Origin of the sequence: Pseudomonas azotoformans, from assembly GCF_900103345.1 — a bacterium.
GTDB lineage: Bacteria > Pseudomonadota > Gammaproteobacteria > Pseudomonadales > Pseudomonadaceae > Aquipseudomonas > Aquipseudomonas azotoformans.
Genome location: NZ_LT629702.1, coordinates 5,235,531 through 5,256,574, shown reverse-complemented (window position 1 = coordinate 5,256,574; position 21,044 = coordinate 5,235,531). Strand labels below are relative to the sequence as shown.

Sequence of the window (21,044 nt, the reverse complement as noted above, 5' to 3'; positions counted from 1 at the left end):
ATGCTCGGACATTCTGCTGGAGATGGCCGGTGAAAGCCCTCGACGAACTGACCTTCGACAACCGCTTCGCACGCCTGGGCGACGCGTTCTCGACCCACGTATTGCCAGAGCCCCTCGACGCGCCGCGCCTGGTCGTGGCGAGCGAGGCCGCCATGACCCTGCTCGACCTGGACCCCGCCGTTGCCGAAACACCGGTGTTCGCCGAGCTGTTCGGTGGGCACAAACTGTGGGCCGAGGCAGAACCGCGCGCGATGGTCTATTCCGGGCATCAGTTCGGCGGTTACACCCCGCAACTGGGCGATGGCCGTGGGTTGCTGCTGGGCGAGGTGTACAACCAGGCAGGCGAGCATTGGGACCTGCACCTCAAGGGCGCCGGCATGACGCCTTACTCACGCATGGGTGATGGGCGCGCGGTGTTGCGCTCGTCGATCCGCGAGTTTCTGGCCTCCGAAGCATTGCACGCGCTGGGCATCCCCAGCAGCCGCGCGCTGTGCGTAATCGGTTCCGACACCCCGGTGTGGCGCGAAAAACAGGAACGCGGCGCGATGGTGCTGCGCATGGCACACAGCCATATCCGCTTCGGCCATTTCGAGTACTTCTACTACACAAAGAAATCCGAGCAGCAGGCGCAACTGGCCGAACACGTATTGAACCTGCACTACCCCGAGTGTCGCGAACAGCCCGAGCCGTACCTGGCGATGTTCCGCCAAATCGTCGAGCGCAATGCCGAACTGATCGCCAAATGGCAGGCTTACGGCTTCTGCCATGGGGTGATGAACACCGACAACATGTCGATCCTGGGCATCACGTTCGACTTCGGGCCGTTTGCGTTTCTGGACGACTTTGACGCGCACTTCATCTGCAACCATTCGGATCACGAAGGGCGCTATTCCTTCAGCAATCAGGTGCCAATCGGGCAGTGGAACTTGAGTGCATTGGCCCAGGCGCTGACACCGTTTATCAGCGTCGATGCGTTGAAGGAAGCACTTGGGTTGTATCTGCCGCTTTATCAAGCGAATTACCTGGACCTGATGCGCCGCCGCTTGGGGCTGACCACCGCCGAAGACGATGACCAGCAACTGGTCGAGCGTTTACTGAAGCTGATGCAAAACAGCGGCGTGGATTACACCCTGTTCTTCCGGCGCCTGGGGGATGAGTCGGCGGCGTTGGCCGTGGCACGGTTGCGCGATGACTTTGTCGACCTGGCCGGGTTTGATGCCTGGGCCGAGCACTACAAGACGCGCGTTGAGCGGGACGGGGAATACAGCGAAGAACAACGCCGGGATCGCATGCATGCGGTGAACCCGCTTTATATCTTGCGCAACTACCTGGCGCAGAACGCCATCGTTGCCGCCGAGTCCGGGGATTACAGCGAGGTGCGAAGGTTGCATGAAGTGCTTTCCAGGCCGTTTGAGGAGCAAGCGGGGATGGAGCAATACGCACAGCGGCCGCCGGATTGGGGGAAGCATTTGGAGATTAGTTGTTCGTCGTAGGAGGCCTATCCAGAAGATCGCACACCGCCTTGATCGTGATCAGATGAACATGTCCACAGGGACCTTGAAGAACTCCGCCAGCCAACGAATCTGCCGAACGTTCAGCTGGCGTTTTCCACTCAGGATTTCTGAAACAACCGACTGAGCACCGACCCCAGGCAGGTCACTTTGCGTCAAGCCATGCTCCCGCATCATTGACCGCAATACATCAACTCCGCTCGCTTCAGGCATTGGCCAATGCTCTAAGTCATAGGCCTCAACCCAATCACCTATGATACCGACCAGCCCCATCAGCGGATGGGTTTCATCGTCCCCCACGATATCCAGCAATTCGTCGAGCGCCTCGACCAACACATCGTAATCAGCCTCGGTTTTCGGCTTACGCAACAAGGGTGATACGAACTGCCAATGCTCGGCGACTTGCTCGATCAATACACTCATTTTTCCCATGATTCCTTCCATTTACCCTTGTCGTATTCACGATGGTCCAAAACATGCCGGATATAGAGGCGCTGCATTCGATAGCGCACGATGGCAACAAGGCGGAGCTTGTTACCTCCAATATTGAACACATGCAGTGCCCCAACTTTATCCACAGCAGGGAAAACGGCTCTCAACGTCGCAAAATCTTCAGGGCTGATGACTTTGACCTTTCGATGCCACTCATCCAGAGCACTGGCTGAGTGAGGCCATTTTTCCTTGGCGTTTCGTATTTGCTTCGCACTGATCACTCGCATGCAACATCCCTATCGCATCTTGCTATGAAGGTTATACCCGAACACTGAGTATCGCAATTTGCTATAGAGCCGATCGGACCGGTGGTGCTTTGTCGAGCACGCTTTCACAGCCTAGATAGGCGCGCGCAATCGACGCGCAAAAATCTGTGAGCATATGCAACGCCGCTTCAGAACTTGATAACACCTGCGCCCGACTCCACATTGAGCTTCACTGACTGCTTTCGTTGGAGCTCCACCATGTCCGAACCTCTTGTCATGCCCTGCCCCCACTGCAACGGCCTCAACCGCATCCCCGGCGAACGCCTGGGCGATGCGCCCAAATGCGGGCGCTGCAAGCAGCCGGTTTTACTGAACAAACCGTTTGAGCTGAAGCAAGGCGACTACGCCAGCCAGATCAAAGGCGATTTGCCGTTGCTGGTGGATGTGTGGGCCGACTGGTGTGGGCCGTGTAAATCGTTTGCCCCGGTGTTCGAGCAGGCGGCTGGGCAGTTGGAGGGCAAGTGCCGGTTGGCCAAGCTGGACAGCGAGGCCAATCAGCAGTTGTCGGCACAGTTGGGGATTCGTTCGATCCCAAGTTTGATTCTGTTCAAGAATGGCCGCGAAGTGGCGCGCCAGAGTGGGGCGTTTCCGTTACCGCAGTTGATGGCGTGGTTACGCAGCCAGGGCGTGTAACTCGCCCCTGAGCACAACACAGATCAAATGTGGGAGGGGGCTTGCTCCCGATCGCGGTGGGTCAGTTGATGAATGGGTTGACTGACACTCTGCTATCGGGAGCAAGCCCCCTCCCACAGGGGTTTTGTGTTGTCTTTTAGATCACGCGTTTTCCAGCAAGTTATGCAACTCCACAAACTGCTGCGTCAGCTTGTGACGTGGGTCCAGGTGGATCAGCGGCTTGCTCTCCTGGTGCGACTCGCGCATGCGCACGGAGCTGGCCAGGTACACCGGCAGCACCGGCAACCCTTCGGCAATCAACTCATCCAGCATCTGCTGCGGCAGGCTCGCCCGGGCCTGGAACTGGTTGACCACGATGCCTTCCACTTCCAACCCTTCGTTGTGGTCTTCCTTCAACTCTTCGATTTCAGCCAGCAGGCCATACAACGCCTGGCGCGAGAAGCTGTCGCAATCGAAAGGGATCAGCACTCGATCAGCGGCAATCAGCGCCGAAACCGCATAAAAATTCAGCGCAGGAGGCGTATCCAGGTAAATCCGGTCGTAATCTTCGCTCAGCTCATCCAGCAACTTTCGCAGCTTGTTGATCTTGTGCTTGGCCTCAAGCTTGGGCTGCAGGTCCGCCAGTTCTGCGGTTGCGGTGATCACGTGCAGGTTGTCGAACGGCGTTTCGTAGATATCCACCTTGTTCTTCTTGGAAAACGGTCCGGAAGACAAGGTTTGCTTGAAAAAATCCGCGATTCCCATAGGGATATCGTCGCCGGTCAACCCAGTGAGGTACTGGGTTGAGTTGGCTTGCGCATCGAGGTCCACCAACAGGGTTCGATAACCTTCGCTGGCGCTGACTGCCGCCAGGTTGCAGGCGATACTGGACTTGCCAACGCCGCCTTTTTGATTGAACACCACACGCCGCATGGAAAAACCTCCGTGTATCAATGAATGTCCGAGTGTAGAGGGCAAAAGCGCCTGTTAGCTACCTCGTTCATCCATGCACTGCTGCATCACGAGGCCATTGGCGCGATGGCTGTCATACACAGCCCACAGATTAAAAAGAACGGTCCGACAATCCATCCAGTCCCTCGGTAAAGGACAATCTGTAAATCCTTTCCACTATTTTGTAATCAGCCGTGCACAAATCTTTACCAAAGTTTGCTAGAACCCCACGGCACCGGGATAATGCGCGCCATTCGGCTATTGTTCCCTGTCCCGGTATTCGGGGCCAACAGTCGCACATGGAAGCCCGCAGGGGCGGGATAACTTCTCAGTGATCACTTTCAACATCGCCCAATGGCGCGCCTGGGCCCCCGGGCTCGATAGCGTGGACGACTGGCGCGCCTGGTGTCAGGCGCCGGCGTTGCTGCCCGCAAGTGATGCAGCCCCTGACGTCTCGTTCCTGCCGGCCATGCAGCGCCGCCGCTTGAGCCGCCTGGCGCGCATGGCTTTCAGCGTAGGTTGGCCACTGGCTGAGGGTTTGCAGGACCTGCCGCTGGTGTTTATTTCCCGCCATGGCGAAACCCCGCGCACCCTCGACATCCTCAGCGACCTGGCCAGCGAGCAGCCGCTGTCGCCGACGCAGTTCAGCCTGTCGGTGCACAATGCGGTGATTGGGCTGTGGTCGATCCTGCGCAATGAAACCAGCGAAATGACCGCCCTCGCCGCCGCCGGCGATGGCCTGGAGCACGGCATGCTCGAAGCCGCCGCGCTGCTCAACGAGGGCGCGCCAGCGGTTTTACTGGTGATTACCGAAGAGCAGCCGCCCGAAGCCTATGCCAGCTGGATCGTTGACGTACCCTTCCCCTACGCCCTCGGTCTGCTGCTGACGCCGGGCGACGAGTGGCAGGTGGAACTGAACAGCGGCACTGTCCAACACACTCAAACCCAGTGGCCCCACGCCCTGAACCTGCTGCGCACCCTGCTCACTGAACAGGTCGCCTGCCAACATGCCTGGAAGAACCGCGTATGGAACTGGCAACGCAAGCCCTGAACGAAAAACCACGGGACGCCTATTACTGGCGTCTGTTCGCCACCGCCGCCAGCTTTGCGCTGTTCGGCTTCGGCGGGTTGTGCCTGCGTTTGCTGGTGTTTCCATTGCTCAGTTGCCTGCCAGGCAGCGCTGCAAAACACCGCAGCCGCGCGCGCCATACGATCAGTTGGCTGTTCTGGTTCTTTATCCGCCTGATGCAACGCGCCGGCGTGCTGACCTACAGCGTCGAAGGCGCGGAAAAACTCGGCCGCCCTGGCCAGATGATCATCGCCAACCACCCGTCGCTGATCGACGTGGTGTTCCTGATCGGCCTGGTGCGCCAGGCCAACTGCGTGGTCAAGCAGAGCCTGTGGCAGAACCCCTTCACGCGTGGCCCGGTTCGCGACGCCGGTTATATCAGCAACGACGGCAGTGCCGAGATGCTCGATGCAGCCGCAGACGCCCTGCGCAGTGGCCAGACCCTGATCATCTTTCCCGAGGGCACCCGCACCACACCCGGTGCGGCGCCTGCCTTTCATCGCGGCGGTGCCGCCATTGCACTGCGGGGTGCGACAATCATCACCCCCGTGGTGATCAAGGTCAGCCCGACCACGCTGACCAAGGCCGAACCCTGGTATCGCATCCCGAAATGCCGCGTGCACTTCAGTTTGCGGGTGGGTGCCGATATAGAACCACAGGCGTTCGCAACACTGGGGCCCGCGCCCCAGGCCTCACGCAAGCTCAACGATTACCTGCATCACTATTTTATTAAGGAGCTCGCCGAAGATGAGCGACCAACACCGCCTTGAGCACGACATAAAGGCGCTGATCATCGAGGCCCTGGGCCTGGAAGACATCAGCGTCGACGACATCGGCAGCGAGCAGACCCTGTTCGGCGAAGGTCTCGGCCTGGATTCGGTAGACGCCCTGGAACTGGGCCTGGCGATTCAGAAAAAGTACGGCATCAAGATCGATGCCGACGCCAAGGACACCCGCAATCACTTCACCAACGTGGCCAGCCTTGCGGCATTCGTCACAGCCAGACAGGCAGCTTGAGACCGGACCATGCAAACTCGTGACGATATTTTCAACACCCTGCGCGATGCCTTGGTGGAACTGTTTGAACTGCCGCCGGAACGCGTCACCCTGGACGCCAACCTGTACCAGGACCTGGAAATCGACAGCATCGATGCCGTCGACTTGATCGACCATATCAAGCGCCAGACCGGCAAGAAGATCGCCGCCGAGGAATTCAAGGCCGTGCGCACCGTGAACGATGTGGTTGAGGCGGTGTACCGTCTGGTCACGCCTGCCGCATGAGCCGGCTGATCGGCCTTGGCCTGTTGCTGGCGGGGCTGCTGTACCCCTTTGCGGTGTATTACGGCACCGAACACTTCGCCCCGTGGCAATTCGGCCTGCTGCTCGGCAGTTTGTGGCTGCTGCGCGCACTGACCGGTGCGCGACGCCCCGGCAGCCGCTGGATGGCGCTGGCGGTGATCGTGTTCTGCCTGTTGCTGGCCTGGTTCGACAACCCCCGCTTGCTGCGCTGGTACCCGAGCCTGGTCAGCGCGTTCATGCTGGCGTTGTTTGGTTTGAGCCTCAAATACGGCCCGCCGATGGTCGAGCGCCTGGCGCGCATGACCGACCCGGTATTGCCCCCGCATGCCATCGTGTATACCCGCCAGGTCACCGTGGTGTGGAGTGTGTTTTTTCTGTGTAATGGCCTGCTCGCCGCCGCCCTCACCCTGTGGGCGCCGCTGAGCTGGTGGACGTTGTACAACGGCCTGATCGCCTACGGGCTGATGGGGCTGTTGTTTGCCGTGGAATGGCTGGTACGACAAAGGGTTCGAGGCCGCGTATGAATGGGTTGAAACTTGAGCACCTGCTGCTTGAGCCGCTGGAACAGCGTCCGGTCACCACCGAACCTGCCATGAATCACGCCCAGCTGTGGGCACACTCCCTGAGCCTGGCCGCCGGCCTGAAAGCGCGCGGTGTCCAGCGCCTGGCCGTGTACCTGGAAGATGCCGGCCTGCTGGCGATTGCCCTGCTGGGCGCCTGGCGCGCCGGGGTCAGCGTATTGCTGCCGGCCGACCTGCAACCTCAGACCCGCCAACGCTGGGATGAGGCCGTGGATGCCTGGCTGACCGAAGCGGCTGACCTTGAGGCGCTGTATGCGGCGCCACTGAGCGCTACCGCACTGGATCTGGACACTTGCCACCTGAGCCTGTGCACCTCCGGCTCCAGCGGCGAACCCAAGCGTATCGACAAGACCCTGCGCCAGCTGGCCAACGAGGTCGAGGCCCTGGAAACCCTTTGGGGCCAGGACCTCAAGGACGCCTGCATCATCGGCAGCGTCGCCACCCAACACATCTACGGTTTGCTGTTCCGCGTACTGTGGCCGCTGTGCGCCGGCCGTACCTTTGTGCGCAAGCAACTGGCCTTCCCTGAAGACATGCAGCGCGCCAGCCGCGAGCATGCACACTTTGCCTGGGTTGCCAGCCCGGCACTGCTCAAGCGCATGGGCGACAACCTCGACTGGCCGGCGCTGAGCCAGGTGTCGCGGGTGTTTTCGTCCGGCGGCGCATTGCCGGTGGACGCCGCCGGCAGCCTATACGACCGCTTGCAGCAGTGGCCGACCGAGATTCTCGGCAGCTCGGAAACCGGCGGCATCGCCTGGCGCCAAGGCGCACAACCTTGGCAGCCGTTTGCCGACGTGCAACTGAGCCAGGATGCCGACGGCGCCCTGCGCATTGCATCGCCTTACCTGCCTGAGGGGCATGTCGAACAAACCGCCGACGCCGTACGCATCCATGCCGATGGCCGTTTCGAGCTGCTTGGCCGCCTGGATCGCATCGTCAAGCTGGAAGAAAAACGCATCTCCCTGCCCATGCTGGAACACGCGCTGATGGCCCACCCGTGGGTCGCTGAAACCCGTCTGGGCGTAGTCCAGGAAAATCGCGCTTCACTTGGCGCGCTGGTGGTGTTGAGCGCGGAAGGCCTGCATGCGTTGCGCAATCAAGGCCGCCGAACCGTCACCCAAACCCTGCGCCAACACCTGAGCCGGCACTGCGAAGCCCTGGCCCTGCCACGTCGCTGGCGGTTGCTGAGACAGCTGCCGCTGAACAGCCAGGGCAAACTGCCTCAGGCCGACATCGAGGCACTGTTGCTGGCACCCCGGCCCAAGGCACCGGAAGTCTTGGAGCGCGTCGAAGCCAACGGCGAATGGACCGTGCAACTGAGCGTCCCACCAGACCTGGCCTACTTCAGCGGGCACTTCCCGGTCACGCCGGTGCTGCCGGGCGTGGTGCAGGTCGAGTGGGCGTTCAACCTGGGCCAGCAACTGCTCGATCTGCCAGCGACTTTTGCGGGTATGGAAGTGCTCAAGTTCCAGCAACTGGTGCGCCCGGGCGATGCGATCGAACTGCACCTGCGCTTTGATGCGCAGCGCGGCAAATTGTATTTCGCCTATCGCAATGGTGTTGCGGCCTGCTCAAGCGGCCGGATCCAGTTGGAAGCCGACCATGCATAACCCCTGTGCTCTGATCCCGGTCTATAACCACGAAGCCGCCGTGCCGGCCGTGGTCCACAGCCTGCTGGACAGCGGCCTGCCCTGCCTGTTGGTGGATGACGGCAGCAGCCCGACGTGCGCGGCGGTATTGGCGCAACTGGCAACCCTGGAAAACGTCACCCTGCTGACCTTGCCCAGCAACCAGGGCAAAGGCGGCGCAGTGATGGCCGGCTTCCGCGAAGCCTCACGCCTGGGTTTCAGCCATGCCCTGCAAGTCGACGCCGACGGCCAGCACGACCTGCGCGAAGTCGAAACCTTTATCGACACCTCGCGCCGGCACCCCGACGCGATCATCTGCGGCTACCCGGAATACGACGACAGCGTGCCCAAAGGCCGTTTGTATGCGCGCTACCTGACCCACGTGTGGGTGTGGATCAACACCCTGTCGTTGCAGATCCGCGACTCGATGTGCGGTTTTCGCGTGTACCCGCTGGCACCGGTGCTGGCGCTGATGAACTCGGCCTACATCGGCACGCGCATGGACTTCGACTCCGACATCCTGGTGCGCCTGGCCTGGCGCAACCAGCCGATGCGCTGGCTGCCGACCCAGGTGCATTACCCGGCCGATGGACTGTCGCACTTCCGCCTGTTCCGCGACAACGTACGCATCTCGGCCATGCACACCCGGTTGTTCTTCGGCATGCTGATCCGCGCGCCGATGATCCTGTGGCGACGGTGGCAAGCATGAGCGACAGCGGCAAACACTGGGCCGACCGCGAGGAACGCGGCAGCTATTGGCTGATGAAACTCACCGCCTTCGCCGCCAAGGTCCTGGGTCGTCGACTGCTGAGCCCGGTGCTGTACGGCATCGTCCTGTACTTCTTCCTGTTCGGCCGCACCGCACGCCAGAGCGCCTGGCAATACCAGCAGCGCCTGGCCGACTGGAGCGGGCGTGACGAACTGCGCCCTACCCACTGGAAAGTCTTCGGCCAGTTCATGGCCTTTGCCGACTCGCTGCTCGACAAGCTCGACGTGTGGAACGGCAAGCTGCGCCTGGAGCAGATCGAGATCAACGACCCGGCGCAATTGCGCGGACAACTGCGCGGCGAGCGCGGGCAGATGCTGGTGGGCGCGCACCTGGGCAACCTCGAAGTGTGCCGGGCGCTGGCCGAGCTCGGTGAGCAAGTCACCATGAACGTGCTGGTGCACACCAAGCACGCTGAACAATTCAACCGCCTGTTGGGCGAGGCCGGGGCGACGCACTTGCGCCTGATCCAGGTCAGCGAGTTGGACCCGGCCACCATGCTGCTGCTCAGCCAGCGCCTGGACGATGGCGAGTGGCTGGCAATTGCCGGCGACCGCGTGCCGCTGCACGGCGGGCGCACGGTACGCGTGGATTTCCTCGGCCATGACGCCGCCTTCCCCCAAGGCCCGTGGCTGCTGGCCGGATTGCTCAAATGCCCGGTGAACCTGTTGATGTGCCTCAAGCACGGCAACCGCTATCGCCTGAGCATCGAGCCTTTCTCAGATTCGATCGAATGGAAACGCAACACCCGCGAGCAGGTCATAGCCCTGTGGACCGCGCGCTACGCCGCACGCCTGGGCCAGTTCTGCCTGGAAGCGCCCCAACAATGGTTCAACTTTTACCCTTTCTGGAAGACCGATGACCACGCATCTTGAGCCGGTAACCTTTGGCGAACGCCCTTTGCGCATCGAAGACGTGCTGGCCCTGGCCAACCGTCAGGCGCCGACCCAATTGCAGGATGACGCCGCCTATCGCCAACGCATCGCCAAGGGCGCGCAGTTCCTCGACTCGCTGCTGGACAAGGAAGGCGTGATCTACGGCGTGACCACCGGCTACGGCGACTCCTGCGTGGTGGCGGTGCCCTTGCAACACGTCGAGGCCCTGCCCCGTCATCTGTACACGTTCCATGGTTGCGGCCTGGGCAAACTGCTCGACGCCCAGGCGACCCGAGCGGTGCTGGCTGCACGTTTGCAGTCGCTGTGCCACGGCGTATCCGGTGTGCGCGTGGAATTGCTGGAGCGCCTGCATGCGTTCCTCGAACACGATGTGCTGCCGCTGATCCCGGAAGAAGGTTCGGTGGGCGCCAGCGGTGACCTGACACCGCTGTCCTACGTGGCCGCAACCTTGTCCGGTGAACGCGAAGTGATGTTCCGTGGCGAACGCCGCCAGGCCGCCGACGTGCACCGCGAACTGGGCTGGGATCCCCTGGTGCTGCGCCCCAAGGAAGCCCTGGCGCTGATGAACGGCACCGCCGTGATGACCGGCCTGGCATGCCTGGCCTTCGCCCGCGCCGACTACCTGCTGCAACTGGCCACGCGCATCACCGCGTTGAACGTGGTGGCGCTGCAAGGCAACCCGGAACACTTCGACGAGCGCCTGTTCGCCGCCAAGCCGCACCCGGGGCAGATGCAAGTCGCCGCCTGGCTGCGCAAGGACCTGGCCATCGATGCGCCCACTGCACCGCTGCATCGCCTGCAAGACCGTTACTCGCTGCGTTGCGCGCCCCACGTCCTCGGTGTGCTGGCCGACAGCCTGAACTGGCTGCGTTCGTTCATCGAGATCGAGTTGAACAGCGCCAACGACAACCCGATCATCGACGCCGAAGAAGAACGCGTGTTGCACGGCGGGCACTTCTACGGCGGGCACATTGCCTTCGCCATGGACAGCCTCAAGACTCTGGTGGCCAACGTCGCTGACCTGCTCGACCGCCAGCTCGCGCTGCTGGTAGACGTGCGTTACAACCACGGCCTGCCGAGCAACCTGTCCGGCGCGCCGGCTGATCGCGCCATGATCAACCACGGCTTCAAGGCGGTGCAGATCGGCACCAGCGCCTGGACCGCCGAAGCCCTGAAAAATACGATGCCGGCCAGCGTGTTCTCGCGCTCCACCGAGTGCCACAACCAGGACAAGGTCAGCATGGGCACCATCGCCGCCCGCGATGCGATCCGCGTGCTGGAGCTGACCGAACAAGTCGCCGCAGCGACCCTGCTAGCCGCCAACCAGGGCGTATGGCTGCGGGCCCAGGCCGAGGATGCGCGGCCGCTGCCACCCGCCTTGGCGGCGATGCATGAAGAGCTGGCCAAGGACTTCCCACCGGTCATCGAAGACCGCGCCCTGGAAGGCGAACTGCGCCTGTGCCTGCAACGCATCGCCGAGCAACATTGGAGGCTGCATGCGTAGCCAGGGCGTATTGCATTGCGACACTGAAATCCTCGTGCCGTTTTTTGACGTCGACACCATGAACGTCGTGTGGCACGGGCATTACGTGAAGTACCTTGAGGTGGCGCGTTGCGCGTTGCTGGACAAGCTCGGCCACAACTATACGGCGATGCTCGAATCGGGCTACGCCTGGCCGGTGATCGACCTGCAACTGCGCTACGTGCGCGGCGCCGTGTTCGGCCAGACCATCAACGTGCGCGCCAGCCTGGTGGAGTGGGAGAACCGCTTGAAGGTCAACTACCTGATCACCGACCTGGCCAGTGGCGAGCGTTTGACCCGCGCAAGCACCGTGCAAGTCGCAGTAGACGTCACCAGCCGCGAGATGCAACTGGCCTCCCCCAAGATATTCACCGACGCCGTAGAGAGAGCTTTGAAATGAGATCCCCTGTGGGAGCGGGCTTGCTCGCGAAGGTCGTCAACGATAACGCAATCCGCCTGACACTGCGCGGCGTCCTCAAGTTCTTCGCGAGCAAGCCCGCTCCCACATTTTTGATCGGGTTGTTCCTGAGTTTCAGTGCCCACGCTTTCGATTTGCAGCAACTCAGCGACCAGTTGGCCAAACCCTCGGTAATCCACGGCAACTTCACCCAGGAAAAACACCTGCGCGCCCTGCCCCAGCCATTGGTCAGCAAAGGCACCTTCGTGCTCGCCAAGGACCATGGCCTACTGTGGCTGCTGAAAACCCCACTGCAACAGGACTACCGCATCAGCGCCCAGGGCATTGCCCGTCGCGATACCAATGGCTGGCAACTGCTGCCGAACAAGAGCGCCGGCGCTGAACAGAACCGCCTGTTCCTGGCCGTACTGCAGGGCGACAGCAGCGGCTTGCAGCGAGACTTCGAACTGCAATTGAAAGGCGAAGCCAACGACTGGAAGCTGACGCTGATCCCACGCTCGCTGCTGTTAAAACAAGTCTTCACCCAGATCAATATCGACGGTGGCGAGTTGGTGCAAAAAATCGAGCTGCTGGAAACCCAGGGCGACAGCACCCTGCTGCGCATGCAGGACAGCACCGCAGCCCAGCCCCTAAGTGAAGCGGAGCAACACGACTTTGCCCAGTGAGCGCCTGCTGCCGCGCCTGTTCCTGATCCTGCTGGTGGCCATGCTGGCCCTGGCCGGATGGCAATGGCGTCACGGCGCGCCGCTGTCGGCCAACCTGATGGAACTGGTGCCGGGCAACACCCCGGATGCGCTTGAACAGCAAGCCGAACAACGCATGCAGGAACCGCTGAACCGCGAAATGCTGGTGCTGGTGGGGCATGCCGACCGCCAGCAAGCCGTGGCCGTGGCGCAACAGTTGGGCGAGCGCTGGCAGGCCAGCGGGCTGTTTGAAAAGGTGCAGTGGAACCTGCAAGCCGACTTGCCGGCGCTGCGCGAGCAATTGCTGCGTGGCCGCCTGGCGATGCTATCGACCAAGGACCGCGAACAGCTCGTCGAACACCCCGACGCGTTTATCCAGCAACGCGTACAGGCCCTGTTCGATCCCTTCACCGGGTTCAGCCTGGTGCCGAGCCAGGATGACTGGCTGGGCCTGACCGGGCGTATCCAGAACAGCCAGCCGCAACACGGCTCGGTGCAGCTGGATATCGGCAGCGGTGCGCTGATCGCCGATGCCGACGGCAAAAGCTGGGTGCTGCTGCGGGCACGCACCACCGGCAATGCCTTCGACATGAAACTGCCGCTGCAAGTGGCGGACCTGCTCCAGGCGAGCCGCGCGCAAGCCGGTCAGCAAGGCGCGCAGTTGCTCGCCGCCAGCGGCTTGTTGTACGCCGCCAATGGTCAGCAGCAGGCCACGCGGGAGATCACCTGGGTCGGCGGCGGCGCTACCGTCGGCATCCTGTTGTTGCTGCTGCTCGCCTTCCGCCGCTGGCGCGTGTTGCTAGCGTTTGTGCCGGTGCTGGTGGGCATGCTGTTTGGCGCGGTGGCCTGTGTGGCGCTGTTCGGCCATATGCATGTGATGACCTTGGTGCTGGGCTCCAGCCTGATCGGCGTGGCGGTGGATTACCCGCTGCACTACCTGTCGAAGAGCTGGAGCCTGCAGCCGTGGCGCAGTTGGCCGGCGTTGCGCATCACCTTGCCGGGCTTGAGTCTGAGCCTGGCTACCAGCTGCATCGGTTACCTGGCACTGGCCTGGACGCCGTTCCCGGCGCTGACCCAGATTGCGGTGTTCTCCGCAGCGGGTCTGGTCGGTGCGTACCTGTCCGCCGTGTGCCTGCTGCCGGCGCTGCTCAAGGGCGTCGAACTGCGCCCGGCGCAATGGCCGCTGCGCATTGCCGAATGCCTGTGGCTGGTGCGCGAGTCGTTGCTCAAGCGCGTGCCGAGCCCAGCCTTGCTGGCGCTGCTGCTGCTGTTTTGCGCCGGTGGTCTGTGGCACTTGAACAGCAAGAACGATATCCGCCAGTGGATCGGTGCGCCGCCGCAATTGCTGCAAGAAGCCCAGGCCGTGGCGCGGATCACCGGGTTCCAGCCCACCAGCCAGTTCTTCCTGGTGCGTGCAGACAACCAGCAGCAGCTGTTGGAGCGTCAACGTGCGCTGGGCCAACGCCTTGATCAACTGGTGAACATGGATAAGCTCCAGGGCTACCTGGCGCTCAATCAATTGGTCAGCCTGCCCGCCGAACAGCAACAACTGCGCGATGCGCTGAACGCACTGCCGCAACACTGGCAACCACTGCTGGACCTGGGCGTACCCGCCAGTGCCTTGCAAGCCGAAGTCACCCAGTTGCAAGCACTGCCCACCCAAGACATCGACGCCGCGCTGAAAGGCCCGCTGGCCGAACCTTGGCGCACGCTGTGGCTCGGGCCGGTGGAGGGCGGCGTGGCGGCGATGGTCAGCCTGCAAGGCTTGAACAACCCCGCGCTGCTGCGTGTGCAAGCGCTGGATCTGCCCGGCGTGCAGTTAGTCGACCGCCTGGGCGACTTGAACCGAGTGTTTGCCGACACCCAGATCAGCGCCGCGGAATTGAAGTTGATGTCCTGCGTATTGATCGTGCTGCTGCTGATCCTGCCATTCGGCTTCGGCGGTGCCTTGCGTATCGTCGCCCTGCCGTTGCTGGCGGCGCTGTGCAGCCTGGCCAGCCTCGGTTGGCTGGGCCAGCCGCTGACGCTGTTCAGCCTGTTCGGCCTGCTGCTGGTCACGGCCATCAGCGTCGACTACGCGATCCTGATGCGCGAGCAAATCGGCGGTCCTGCGGTCAGTCTCTTGGGGACCTTGTTGGCAGCGTTGACGACCTGGTTGTCGTTTGGCCTGCTGGCGGTGTCCAGTACACCGGCGGTGAGCAATTTCGGCTTATCGGTCAGCCTGGGCCTGGCCTTCAGCTTTATGCTGGCACCCTGGGCCGGGCAACAGAAACACGCCTTATGAATGTGATTATCGCCAATGTGGCAAGGAGCCCTCGTGCCCACAGTTGAAATGGAACGTCGCCAGGTGGTGGTGATCGGTGCCGGTCCATCCGGGGCCATCGCCGCCGCGCTGTTAAAGCGCAAAGGGCATGATGTATTGATCATCGAGCGCCAGCATTTCCCACGGTTCTCGATTGGCGAAAGCCTGCTGTCGCACTGCATCGACTTCATCGAAGAAGCCGGCATGCTCGACGCCGTGCAGGCGGCGGGCTTCCAGGTGAAGACCGGCGCCGCGTTCGCCTGGGGCGAGCGCTACAGCGCGTTTGATTTCGGCGACACCTTCAGCAACGGCAAACCGACCACCTTCCAGGTGCAGCGCGACGAGTTCGACAAGTTGCTGGCCGATCAGGCCGCCAAGCAAGGCGTGGACATCCGCTACGGCGAAACCATCGTCGGCGTGGACTTCAAGGGCGAGTCGCGCTACCTGCATGTGCGCCGGGAGAACGGCAGCGAATACCACCTCAAGGCCAAGTTCGTGCTGGATGCCAGCGGCTACGGCCGGGTATTGCCGCGCCTGCTGGAGCTGGATCTGCCGTCGGACTTTCCGGTGCGCCAGGCGGTGTTCACCCACATCGAAGATCGCATCGAACACCCGGGCTTCGACCGCACCAAGATCCTGGTGACCACACACCCTACGAAGCGTGATATCTGGTTCTGGACCATCCCGTTCAGCAACGGCCGCTGCTCGGTGGGCGTAGTCGCCGCCAAGCCGCATTTCGACGGTCGCGATGCTGACCTCGACGCCTGCCTGCGCGGCTTCATCGATGAGACCCCAAGCCTGTCCGGCGTGCTGCAAAACGCCGTCTGGGATACGCCAGCGCGGACCATCGGCGGCTATGCAGCCAACGTCAAAGCCCTGCACGGTCCGGGTTTCGCTTTGCTGGGTAACGCGGCGGAATTCCTCGACCCGGTGTTCTCTTCGGGTGTGACCATCGCCATGCGTTCGGCGAGCATGGCAGCCGGCGTGCTGCATCGTCAGCTCAACGGCGAAACCGTAGACTGGCAGACCGAGTTTGCCGAACCGTTGAAGCGCGGTGTCGATACCTTCCGCTGCTACGTCGAAGGCTGGTACGCCGGGACGTTCCAGGATGTGATCTTCCATCCGGGCAGCTCGCCGGAAATTCGCCGGATGATCGCGTCGATCCTCGCCGGTTATGCGTGGGATGAGCGCAACCCGTTTGTGAGTGAGCCCAAGCGACGCTTGCGGATGTTGTCGGAAATTTGTGCAGGGGATGCCGCGTGAGCAGTCAGTATTTGAGTAAGAACTACGTCGAAGAAACCCGGTTCGGCTTCTGGTTCCTGCGCAGCCACACCTGGCAGCACCACGTGTTACGCGTGGCGATCAACGATCTGCGCAGCCTGTTCAGCGACCCGCTGCCGCAGGCGCCGGTGCTGCTGGACGCCGGTTGCGGCCAGGGCAAATCCTTCAAGCTGTTGCAGCAGGTATTCGCCCCTGCGCGCCTGATCGGCCTGGACGCGGACCCGCACAGCCTGGAGCTGAGCCGTGCAGAAGCGGCGCGCCAGGGCTTGGCCATCGAGCTGATCGGCAGTGACTGCGCCACCCTGCAAGTGCCGGACAACAGCGTGGACATCCTGTTCTGCCATCAGACCTTCCATCACCTGGTGGAACAGCATCGCGCACTCCAAGAGTTCTACCGCGTGCTCAAGCCGGGCGGTTACCTGCTGTTTGCCGAGTCCACCGAAGCCTATATCGACACCTGGGTGATCCGCTGGCTGTTCCGCCACCCGATGCATGTGCAGAAAAGCGCCGAAGAATACCTGGAGATGCTCCGCGAACAAGGCTTTGAGTTTGGCCCGCAAAACGTCTCGTATCCGTACTTGTGGTGGAGCCGCTCCAGCGACTTCGGCCTGCTGGAACGCTGGGGCCTGCGCAAGGCGCCGCCGGTGGGTCAGCGCGAAGAAACCCTGGTCAACTGCGTGGCACGCAAGCCTTTGGCGAGTACCGCGTCATGATGCGCTGGCTGTTGATCGGTTGCCTGTTGCTGCTGGGTGCCTGCGCCAGCCAAGCGCCGTTGCCCGAGAAAATCCCGACCCTGGCCTTGCCGCTGCAACTGCATGTGCAACGCCTGGCTGACGGCCAGAGCCAGGACTGGCTGCTGGTGATCCAGCGCGAAGGCGCTGGTATTCGCTGGTCGATGATGGACCCGCTGGGCATCCCCCAGGCCCGGCAAAAGCTGATCGATGGCGAATGGCAAGCCGATGGCTTGCTGCCGCCCAATCCCCAGGCGCGCGAGCTGTTTGCCGCGCTGTTGTTTGCACTGACCTCGGCGGATGACGTGCGTGCGCTGTACCCCAGCGCGCAGGCGATGGATTTGACGCGTACCCTGCCGGGTCACTGGCAGATCGTGTACCAGTCGTCCGAGGTATTCAGCGTGAACATGACTGGCCAGCCCTTGAGCTACCGCATCACGCCGCTAGGAGCGGCACGATGAGCGCCTACCTCAACGCACTCGGCGTGATCTGCGCCCTCGGCCGTGGCCAGGCCGAGGTCAGCCGCCGCCTGTTTGCCGGTGACTGCTCCGGCATGCGCGCCGAGAGTGGCTGGGTGCCGGAACGCGTGTTGCCGGTGGCCGGGGTGCACGGCGAGCTGGCAACCATACCCACCGAGTTGGGCCAGCAAAGCAGCCGCAATAACCAGTTGCTGCTGGAGGCAGCGTTGCAGATCGAGGGCGAGCTCCGCCAGGCGATCCGCACCTACGGCGCATCGCGGGTCGGCATCGTGCTCGGCACCAGCACCTCGGGCATCGACGAAGCCAGTCGCGGTATTGCTCATTACTTGCGCGACCACCACTTCCCCAGCGATTACGACTACCAGCAACAGGAACTCAGCGCCCCGGCGAACTTCCTCGCCGACTGGCTGCAACTGAGCGGCCCGGCCTATGTGATCTCCACCGCCTGCACCTCCAGTGCCCGCGCTTTGATGAGTGCTCAGCGTTTGCTGGACCTGGGAGTGTGCGATGCGGTGATCTGCGGCGGCGTCGACAGCCTGTGCAAGCTGACGCTTAACGGCTTCAGCTCGTTGGAAGCCGTATCGAACGAGCGCTGCAACCCGTTTTCGGTGAACCGCAACGGCATCAACATTGGCGAAGCAGCGGTGCTGTTCCTGATGAGCAAGGCGCCCGCACCCATCGCCCTGCTGGGCAGCGGCGCCAGTTGCGATGCGCACCATATCTCCGCGCCCGAACCCACCGGCAAAGGTGCGTTGCAGGCAATGCGCAAGGCCCTGGCCAGCGCGAAATTGCAACCCGGGCAGATCGGCTATCTGAACCTGCACGGCACCGCCACCCAGCATAACGATGCGATGGAAAGCCTGGCCGTCGCCAGCCTGTTCCCGCAAGGCGTGCCTTGCTCATCGACCAAACCCATGAGCGGGCATACCCTGGGCGCAGCCGGTGCACTGGAAGCGGCGTTCTGCTGGTTGAGCCTGGTCCACCACCGGGTGCCACCGCATGTCTGGGACGGCCAGGCCGACCCGGCACTGCCCGCCTTGCACTGGGCGCAAGCCACAGAGGCCCTGGAAAAACGCTGCCTGATGAGCAACTCGTTTGCCTTCGGCGGTAACAATGTCAGCCTGATTATTGGAGAGGCCCCATGATCGATTGGCCACTCGCCGAATTGCTGCCCCATGCGGGCGACATGATCCTGATCGACCAAGTGCTGTCGTTCGATGAAGAGCAGATCCACACCTGCGCCACGGTCAAGCCAGGCGGCCTGTTCAACCGCGCTGACGGCAGCCTGCCGGCCTGGGTCGGCATCGAGTTGATGGCGCAAAGCGTCGCCGCCTACGCCGGTTGTCGCGCACGCCAGAAAGGTGAAGCGGTGGCACTGGGCTTCCTGCTCGGCACGCGCAAGTTCGAGTGCAACGTTGAGCACTTTCCGGCAGGCGCCGAGTTGCGCATCCACGGCCTGCGCTCACTGGAAGACGACAATGGCATGGGTGTGTTCGAATGCCACCTGACCGCTGATGGTATCCAGGCGAGCGCCCGCTTGAATGTATTTCGACCGCCCCAGGCGGCCAATTATTTAGATGAATCGAAGGACGTAACGCCATGACTGAATCCGTACTGGTCACCGGCTCCAGCCGTGGCATCGGCCGCGCCATTGCACTGCGCCTGGCCCAGGCCGGGCATGACCTCGTGCTGCACTGCCGCAGCGGTCGTGCCGAGGCCGATGCGGTGCAGGCCGAGGTTGAAGCCCTGGGCCGCAAGGCGCGGGTGCTGCAGTTCGACGTGGCGGATCGTGCGCTGTGCAAGCAAATTCTCGAGGCCGATGTGGAGCAACATGGCGCCTACTACGGCGTGGTGCTCAATGCCGGCCTGACCCGTGACGGCGCGTTCCCGGCCCTGTCGGAAGATGACTGGGACGTGGTGATGCGCACCAACCTCGACGGTTTCTACAACGTGCTGCACCCGGTGATGATGCCGATGATTCGTCGTCGCGCGGCTGGGCGTATCGTGTGCATTACGTCGGTTTCCGGTTTGATCGGTAACCGTGGCCAGGTCAACTACAGCGCGTCCAAAGCCGGTCTGATTGGCGCGGCCAAGGCCCTGGCCATCGAGCTGGGCAAGCGCAAGATCACCGTCAACTGCGTGGCTCCCGGCTTGATCGACACGGCGATGCTGGATGAAAACGTGCCGGTGGAAGAGCTGATGAAAATGATCCCGGCACAGCGCATGGGCACGCCGGAAGAAGTGGCTGGTGCGGTGAATTTCCTGATGTCAGCTGAAGCCGGCTATATCACGCGCCAGGTCCTGGCCGTGAATGGAGGTTTGTGCTGATGAAGCGCGTCGTCGTCACCGGCATGGCCGGCATGACCTCCCTGGGCAGCGATTGGGCAACCATTTCGGCCAACTTCCGCGCCAACCGCAGCGGCATCCGGCGCATGGATGAGTGGGATCGCTTTACTGAACTGAACACGCGCCTGGCCGGGCCGATCGACGACTTCGTCGTGCCCGCCCATTGGACGCGCAAACAATTGCGCAGCATGGGTCGTGTCTCGCGCCTGGCGGTGTGGGCCGCGGAACAGGCGTTGCAGGACGCCGGTTTGCTAGGCGATGAATCGATCAAGGACGGGCGCATGGGCGTGGCCTGCGGCTCGTCTACCGGCAGCACCGACGAGATCAAGGCGTTCGGCAACATGCTGCTGAACTCGGTGGCCGAGGGGCTGAATGCCAACTCCTATGTGCGCATGATGCCGCACACCACGGCGGCGAATATCAGCATCTTCTTTGGCCTGACCGGGCGGCTCATTCCCACCTCCAGCGCCTGCACCAGTGGCAGCCAGGGCATCGGCTATGCCTACGAGGCAATCAAGTTCGGCCGCCTGCCGTTGATGCTCGCCGGCGGCGCCGAAGAACTGTGCCCCACCGAGGCCATGGTGTTCGATGCGCTCTATGCCACCAGCCTGAAGAACGACGCCCCACAAACCAGCCCACGCCCCTATGACAGCGGCCGCGATGGCCTGGTGATCGGTGAAGGCGGCGGCATGCTGGTACTCGAGGAACTCGAACATGCCCTGGCGCGTGGTGCGCATATCCATGCCGAGATTGTCGGCTTCGGCAGCAACGCCGACGGCCAGCACACCACCCGCCCGGAGCAGAAAACCATGCGCCGCGCCATGGAACTGGCCCTGGAAGATGCCGGGCTTGAGCCGTTCGCGATCGGCTACGTGAACGGGCATGGCACTGCCACCGACCAAGGCGACATCGCTGAAACCCTGGCCACCAGCAGCCTGTTCGGCAGCCGCATGCCCATCAGTTCGCAGAAGAGTTTCCTAGGCCATACCCTCGGCGCGTGTGGCGCGTTGGAGTCGTGGTTCAGCATCGAGATGATGAACCGCGACCAGTACGTGCACACCTTCAACCTGGATTCGGTAGACCCGCAATGCGGCGAGCTGGATTACCTGCAAGGTGAGTTCCGCGAGATGCACCACGACTATGTGATGAACAACAACTTTGCCTTTGGCGGCGTCAACACCTCGCTGATTTTCCGCCGCTGGTCCTGACTT

The 21,044-nt window shown here is 62.5% G+C and carries 24 protein-coding genes; 21 read left to right on the top strand and 3 right to left on the bottom strand.

Going from position 1 to position 21,044, the window contains the following annotated elements; genetic code table 11:
* Window positions 1-29 precede the first annotated feature (29 nt).
* Window positions 30-1,493, top strand: a complete 1,464-nt coding sequence (selO, locus tag BLR69_RS23910; protein ID WP_071497139.1) for a protein adenylyltransferase SelO — start codon at window positions 30-32, stop codon at window positions 1,491-1,493.
* A gap of 39 nt (window positions 1,494-1,532) precedes the next feature.
* Here the strand turns inward: selO and BLR69_RS23905 are convergent, their stop codons facing one another.
* Both BLR69_RS23905 and BLR69_RS23900 read right to left on the bottom strand, forming a co-directional pair.
* Window positions 1,533-1,934 carry a helix-turn-helix domain-containing protein gene (locus BLR69_RS23905; protein ID WP_071497239.1) on the bottom strand — a complete coding sequence of 134 codons (402 nt, stop codon included), beginning with the start codon at window positions 1,932-1,934 and terminating at the stop codon, window positions 1,533-1,535.
* Complete coding sequence (locus BLR69_RS23900) at window positions 1,931-2,230, bottom strand: type II toxin-antitoxin system HigB family toxin (RefSeq protein ID WP_016979221.1); 300 nt, start codon at window positions 2,228-2,230, stop codon at window positions 1,931-1,933. The genes BLR69_RS23905 and BLR69_RS23900 overlap by 4 nt, the downstream gene beginning before the upstream one ends.
* A 237-nt stretch (window positions 2,231-2,467) precedes the next feature.
* Between BLR69_RS23900 and trxC the strand changes: the two genes are divergently transcribed.
* On the top strand, window positions 2,468-2,902 hold the full coding sequence (trxC, locus tag BLR69_RS23895; RefSeq protein ID WP_071497137.1) for a thioredoxin TrxC: 435 nt from the start codon (window positions 2,468-2,470) through the stop codon (window positions 2,900-2,902).
* Window positions 2,903-3,043: 141 nt separating this feature from the next.
* On the opposite strand, the gene BLR69_RS23890 is transcribed toward trxC, so the two are convergent.
* Window positions 3,044-3,814: a ParA family protein gene (locus BLR69_RS23890; protein ID WP_071497136.1), complete on the bottom strand. Its 771-nt coding sequence runs from the start codon at window positions 3,812-3,814 to the stop codon at window positions 3,044-3,046.
* Between the two features lie 349 nt (window positions 3,815-4,163).
* Here BLR69_RS23890 and BLR69_RS23885 point away from each other — a divergent pair, with 349 nt between their 5' ends.
* The 19 genes from BLR69_RS23885 to BLR69_RS23795 are packed head-to-tail and all read left to right on the top strand — an operon-like array spanning window position 4,164 to window position 21,041.
* Complete coding sequence (locus BLR69_RS23885) at window positions 4,164-4,883, top strand: beta-ketoacyl synthase chain length factor (RefSeq protein WP_071497135.1); 720 nt, start codon at window positions 4,164-4,166, stop codon at window positions 4,881-4,883.
* Window positions 4,859-5,671, top strand: coding sequence for a lysophospholipid acyltransferase family protein (locus BLR69_RS23880; protein WP_071497134.1), 813 nt, complete (start codon window positions 4,859-4,861; stop codon window positions 5,669-5,671). The genes BLR69_RS23885 and BLR69_RS23880 overlap by 25 nt, the downstream gene beginning before the upstream one ends.
* Window positions 5,649-5,918 carry a phosphopantetheine-binding protein gene (locus BLR69_RS23875; protein WP_058423641.1) on the top strand — a complete coding sequence of 90 codons (270 nt, stop codon included), beginning with the start codon at window positions 5,649-5,651 and terminating at the stop codon, window positions 5,916-5,918. Before BLR69_RS23880 ends, BLR69_RS23875 begins: the two co-directional genes overlap by 23 nt.
* Window positions 5,919-5,927: 9 nt before the next feature.
* On the top strand, window positions 5,928-6,182 hold the full coding sequence (locus tag BLR69_RS23870; protein WP_016979215.1) for an acyl carrier protein: 255 nt from the start codon (window positions 5,928-5,930) through the stop codon (window positions 6,180-6,182).
* Window positions 6,179-6,724, top strand: a complete 546-nt coding sequence (locus BLR69_RS23865; protein ID WP_071497133.1) for a COG4648 family protein — start codon at window positions 6,179-6,181, stop codon at window positions 6,722-6,724. The genes BLR69_RS23870 and BLR69_RS23865 overlap by 4 nt, the downstream gene beginning before the upstream one ends.
* Window positions 6,721-8,391 (top strand): acyl-CoA synthetase family protein, encoded by a 1,671-nt coding sequence (locus BLR69_RS23860; RefSeq protein WP_071497132.1) that lies wholly within the window; start codon window positions 6,721-6,723, stop codon window positions 8,389-8,391. The genes BLR69_RS23865 and BLR69_RS23860 overlap by 4 nt, the downstream gene beginning before the upstream one ends.
* Window positions 8,384-9,118 (top strand): glycosyltransferase family 2 protein, encoded by a 735-nt coding sequence (locus tag BLR69_RS23855; RefSeq protein WP_071497131.1) that lies wholly within the window; start codon window positions 8,384-8,386, stop codon window positions 9,116-9,118. Before BLR69_RS23860 ends, BLR69_RS23855 begins: the two co-directional genes overlap by 8 nt.
* Window positions 9,115-10,050 carry an LpxL/LpxP family acyltransferase gene (locus BLR69_RS23850; protein ID WP_071497130.1) on the top strand — a complete coding sequence of 312 codons (936 nt, stop codon included), beginning with the start codon at window positions 9,115-9,117 and terminating at the stop codon, window positions 10,048-10,050. Before BLR69_RS23855 ends, BLR69_RS23850 begins: the two co-directional genes overlap by 4 nt.
* Entirely contained in the window at window positions 10,034-11,575 is a 1,542-nt protein-coding gene (locus BLR69_RS23845; protein WP_071497129.1) for an HAL/PAL/TAL family ammonia-lyase, read from the top strand. The genes BLR69_RS23850 and BLR69_RS23845 overlap by 17 nt, the downstream gene beginning before the upstream one ends.
* Window positions 11,568-11,993, top strand: coding sequence for an acyl-CoA thioesterase (locus BLR69_RS23840; protein ID WP_071497128.1), 426 nt, complete (start codon window positions 11,568-11,570; stop codon window positions 11,991-11,993). The genes BLR69_RS23845 and BLR69_RS23840 overlap by 8 nt, the downstream gene beginning before the upstream one ends.
* Window positions 11,990-12,676 (top strand): outer membrane lipoprotein carrier protein LolA, encoded by a 687-nt coding sequence (locus BLR69_RS23835; protein WP_071497127.1) that lies wholly within the window; start codon window positions 11,990-11,992, stop codon window positions 12,674-12,676. Before BLR69_RS23840 ends, BLR69_RS23835 begins: the two co-directional genes overlap by 4 nt.
* Window positions 12,666-14,978 (top strand): MMPL family transporter, encoded by a 2,313-nt coding sequence (locus BLR69_RS23830; RefSeq protein WP_071497126.1) that lies wholly within the window; start codon window positions 12,666-12,668, stop codon window positions 14,976-14,978. The genes BLR69_RS23835 and BLR69_RS23830 overlap by 11 nt, the downstream gene beginning before the upstream one ends.
* Window positions 14,979-15,011: 33 nt before the next feature.
* Complete coding sequence (locus BLR69_RS23825; protein WP_071497125.1) at window positions 15,012-16,259, top strand: NAD(P)/FAD-dependent oxidoreductase; 1,248 nt, start codon at window positions 15,012-15,014, stop codon at window positions 16,257-16,259.
* Window positions 16,256-16,990, top strand: a complete 735-nt coding sequence (locus BLR69_RS23820) for a class I SAM-dependent methyltransferase (RefSeq protein ID WP_071497124.1) — start codon at window positions 16,256-16,258, stop codon at window positions 16,988-16,990. Before BLR69_RS23825 ends, BLR69_RS23820 begins: the two co-directional genes overlap by 4 nt.
* The gene (locus BLR69_RS23815) at window positions 16,987-17,469 is read left to right on the top strand and encodes a hypothetical protein (protein ID WP_071497123.1); all 483 of its coding nucleotides are present in this window, start codon (window positions 16,987-16,989) and stop codon (window positions 17,467-17,469) included. Before BLR69_RS23820 ends, BLR69_RS23815 begins: the two co-directional genes overlap by 4 nt.
* Window positions 17,466-18,632 carry a beta-ketoacyl-[acyl-carrier-protein] synthase family protein gene (locus BLR69_RS23810; protein ID WP_071497122.1) on the top strand — a complete coding sequence of 389 codons (1,167 nt, stop codon included), beginning with the start codon at window positions 17,466-17,468 and terminating at the stop codon, window positions 18,630-18,632. Before BLR69_RS23815 ends, BLR69_RS23810 begins: the two co-directional genes overlap by 4 nt.
* Window positions 18,629-19,090, top strand: coding sequence for a hotdog family protein (locus BLR69_RS23805; RefSeq protein ID WP_071497121.1), 462 nt, complete (start codon window positions 18,629-18,631; stop codon window positions 19,088-19,090). The genes BLR69_RS23810 and BLR69_RS23805 overlap by 4 nt, the downstream gene beginning before the upstream one ends.
* Window positions 19,087-19,815, top strand: a complete 729-nt coding sequence (gene fabG, locus BLR69_RS23800; RefSeq protein WP_071497120.1) for a 3-oxoacyl-ACP reductase FabG — start codon at window positions 19,087-19,089, stop codon at window positions 19,813-19,815. Before BLR69_RS23805 ends, fabG begins: the two co-directional genes overlap by 4 nt.
* Window positions 19,815-21,041, top strand: a complete 1,227-nt coding sequence (locus BLR69_RS23795; protein WP_071497119.1) for a beta-ketoacyl-ACP synthase — start codon at window positions 19,815-19,817, stop codon at window positions 21,039-21,041. Before fabG ends, BLR69_RS23795 begins: the two co-directional genes overlap by 1 nt.
* Window positions 21,042-21,044 lie beyond the last annotated feature (3 nt).

Excerpts from the sequence above, each read along its gene's own strand:
- BLR69_RS23870 (WP_016979215.1), top strand. The coding sequence starts at position 5,928 with ATGCAAACTCGTGACGATATTTTCAACACCCTGCGCGATGCCTTGGTG.
- BLR69_RS23805 (WP_071497121.1), top strand. The coding sequence starts at position 18,629 with ATGATCGATTGGCCACTCGCCGAATTGCTGCCCCATGCGGGCGACATG.
- BLR69_RS23880 (WP_071497134.1), top strand. The coding sequence starts at position 4,859 with ATGGAACTGGCAACGCAAGCCCTGAACGAAAAACCACGGGACGCCTAT.
- BLR69_RS23855 (WP_071497131.1), top strand. The coding sequence starts at position 8,384 with ATGCATAACCCCTGTGCTCTGATCCCGGTCTATAACCACGAAGCCGCC.
- BLR69_RS23875 (WP_058423641.1), top strand. The coding sequence starts at position 5,649 with ATGAGCGACCAACACCGCCTTGAGCACGACATAAAGGCGCTGATCATC.
- BLR69_RS23865 (WP_071497133.1), top strand. The coding sequence starts at position 6,179 with ATGAGCCGGCTGATCGGCCTTGGCCTGTTGCTGGCGGGGCTGCTGTAC.
- BLR69_RS23905 (WP_071497239.1), bottom strand. The coding sequence starts at position 1,934 with ATGAGTGTATTGATCGAGCAAGTCGCCGAGCATTGGCAGTTCGTATCA.
- BLR69_RS23835 (WP_071497127.1), top strand. The coding sequence starts at position 11,990 with ATGAGATCCCCTGTGGGAGCGGGCTTGCTCGCGAAGGTCGTCAACGAT.
- BLR69_RS23900 (WP_016979221.1), bottom strand. The coding sequence starts at position 2,230 with ATGCGAGTGATCAGTGCGAAGCAAATACGAAACGCCAAGGAAAAATGG.
- BLR69_RS23815 (WP_071497123.1), top strand. The coding sequence starts at position 16,987 with ATGATGCGCTGGCTGTTGATCGGTTGCCTGTTGCTGCTGGGTGCCTGC.
- BLR69_RS23810 (WP_071497122.1), top strand. The coding sequence starts at position 17,466 with ATGAGCGCCTACCTCAACGCACTCGGCGTGATCTGCGCCCTCGGCCGT.
- fabG (WP_071497120.1), top strand. The coding sequence starts at position 19,087 with ATGACTGAATCCGTACTGGTCACCGGCTCCAGCCGTGGCATCGGCCGC.
- BLR69_RS23795 (WP_071497119.1), top strand. The coding sequence starts at position 19,815 with ATGAAGCGCGTCGTCGTCACCGGCATGGCCGGCATGACCTCCCTGGGC.
- BLR69_RS23840 (WP_071497128.1), top strand. The coding sequence starts at position 11,568 with ATGCGTAGCCAGGGCGTATTGCATTGCGACACTGAAATCCTCGTGCCG.
- BLR69_RS23860 (WP_071497132.1), top strand. The coding sequence starts at position 6,721 with ATGAATGGGTTGAAACTTGAGCACCTGCTGCTTGAGCCGCTGGAACAG.
- BLR69_RS23845 (WP_071497129.1), top strand. The coding sequence starts at position 10,034 with ATGACCACGCATCTTGAGCCGGTAACCTTTGGCGAACGCCCTTTGCGC.
- trxC (WP_071497137.1), top strand. The coding sequence starts at position 2,468 with ATGTCCGAACCTCTTGTCATGCCCTGCCCCCACTGCAACGGCCTCAAC.
- BLR69_RS23890 (WP_071497136.1), bottom strand. The coding sequence starts at position 3,814 with ATGCGGCGTGTGGTGTTCAATCAAAAAGGCGGCGTTGGCAAGTCCAGT.
- BLR69_RS23850 (WP_071497130.1), top strand. The coding sequence starts at position 9,115 with ATGAGCGACAGCGGCAAACACTGGGCCGACCGCGAGGAACGCGGCAGC.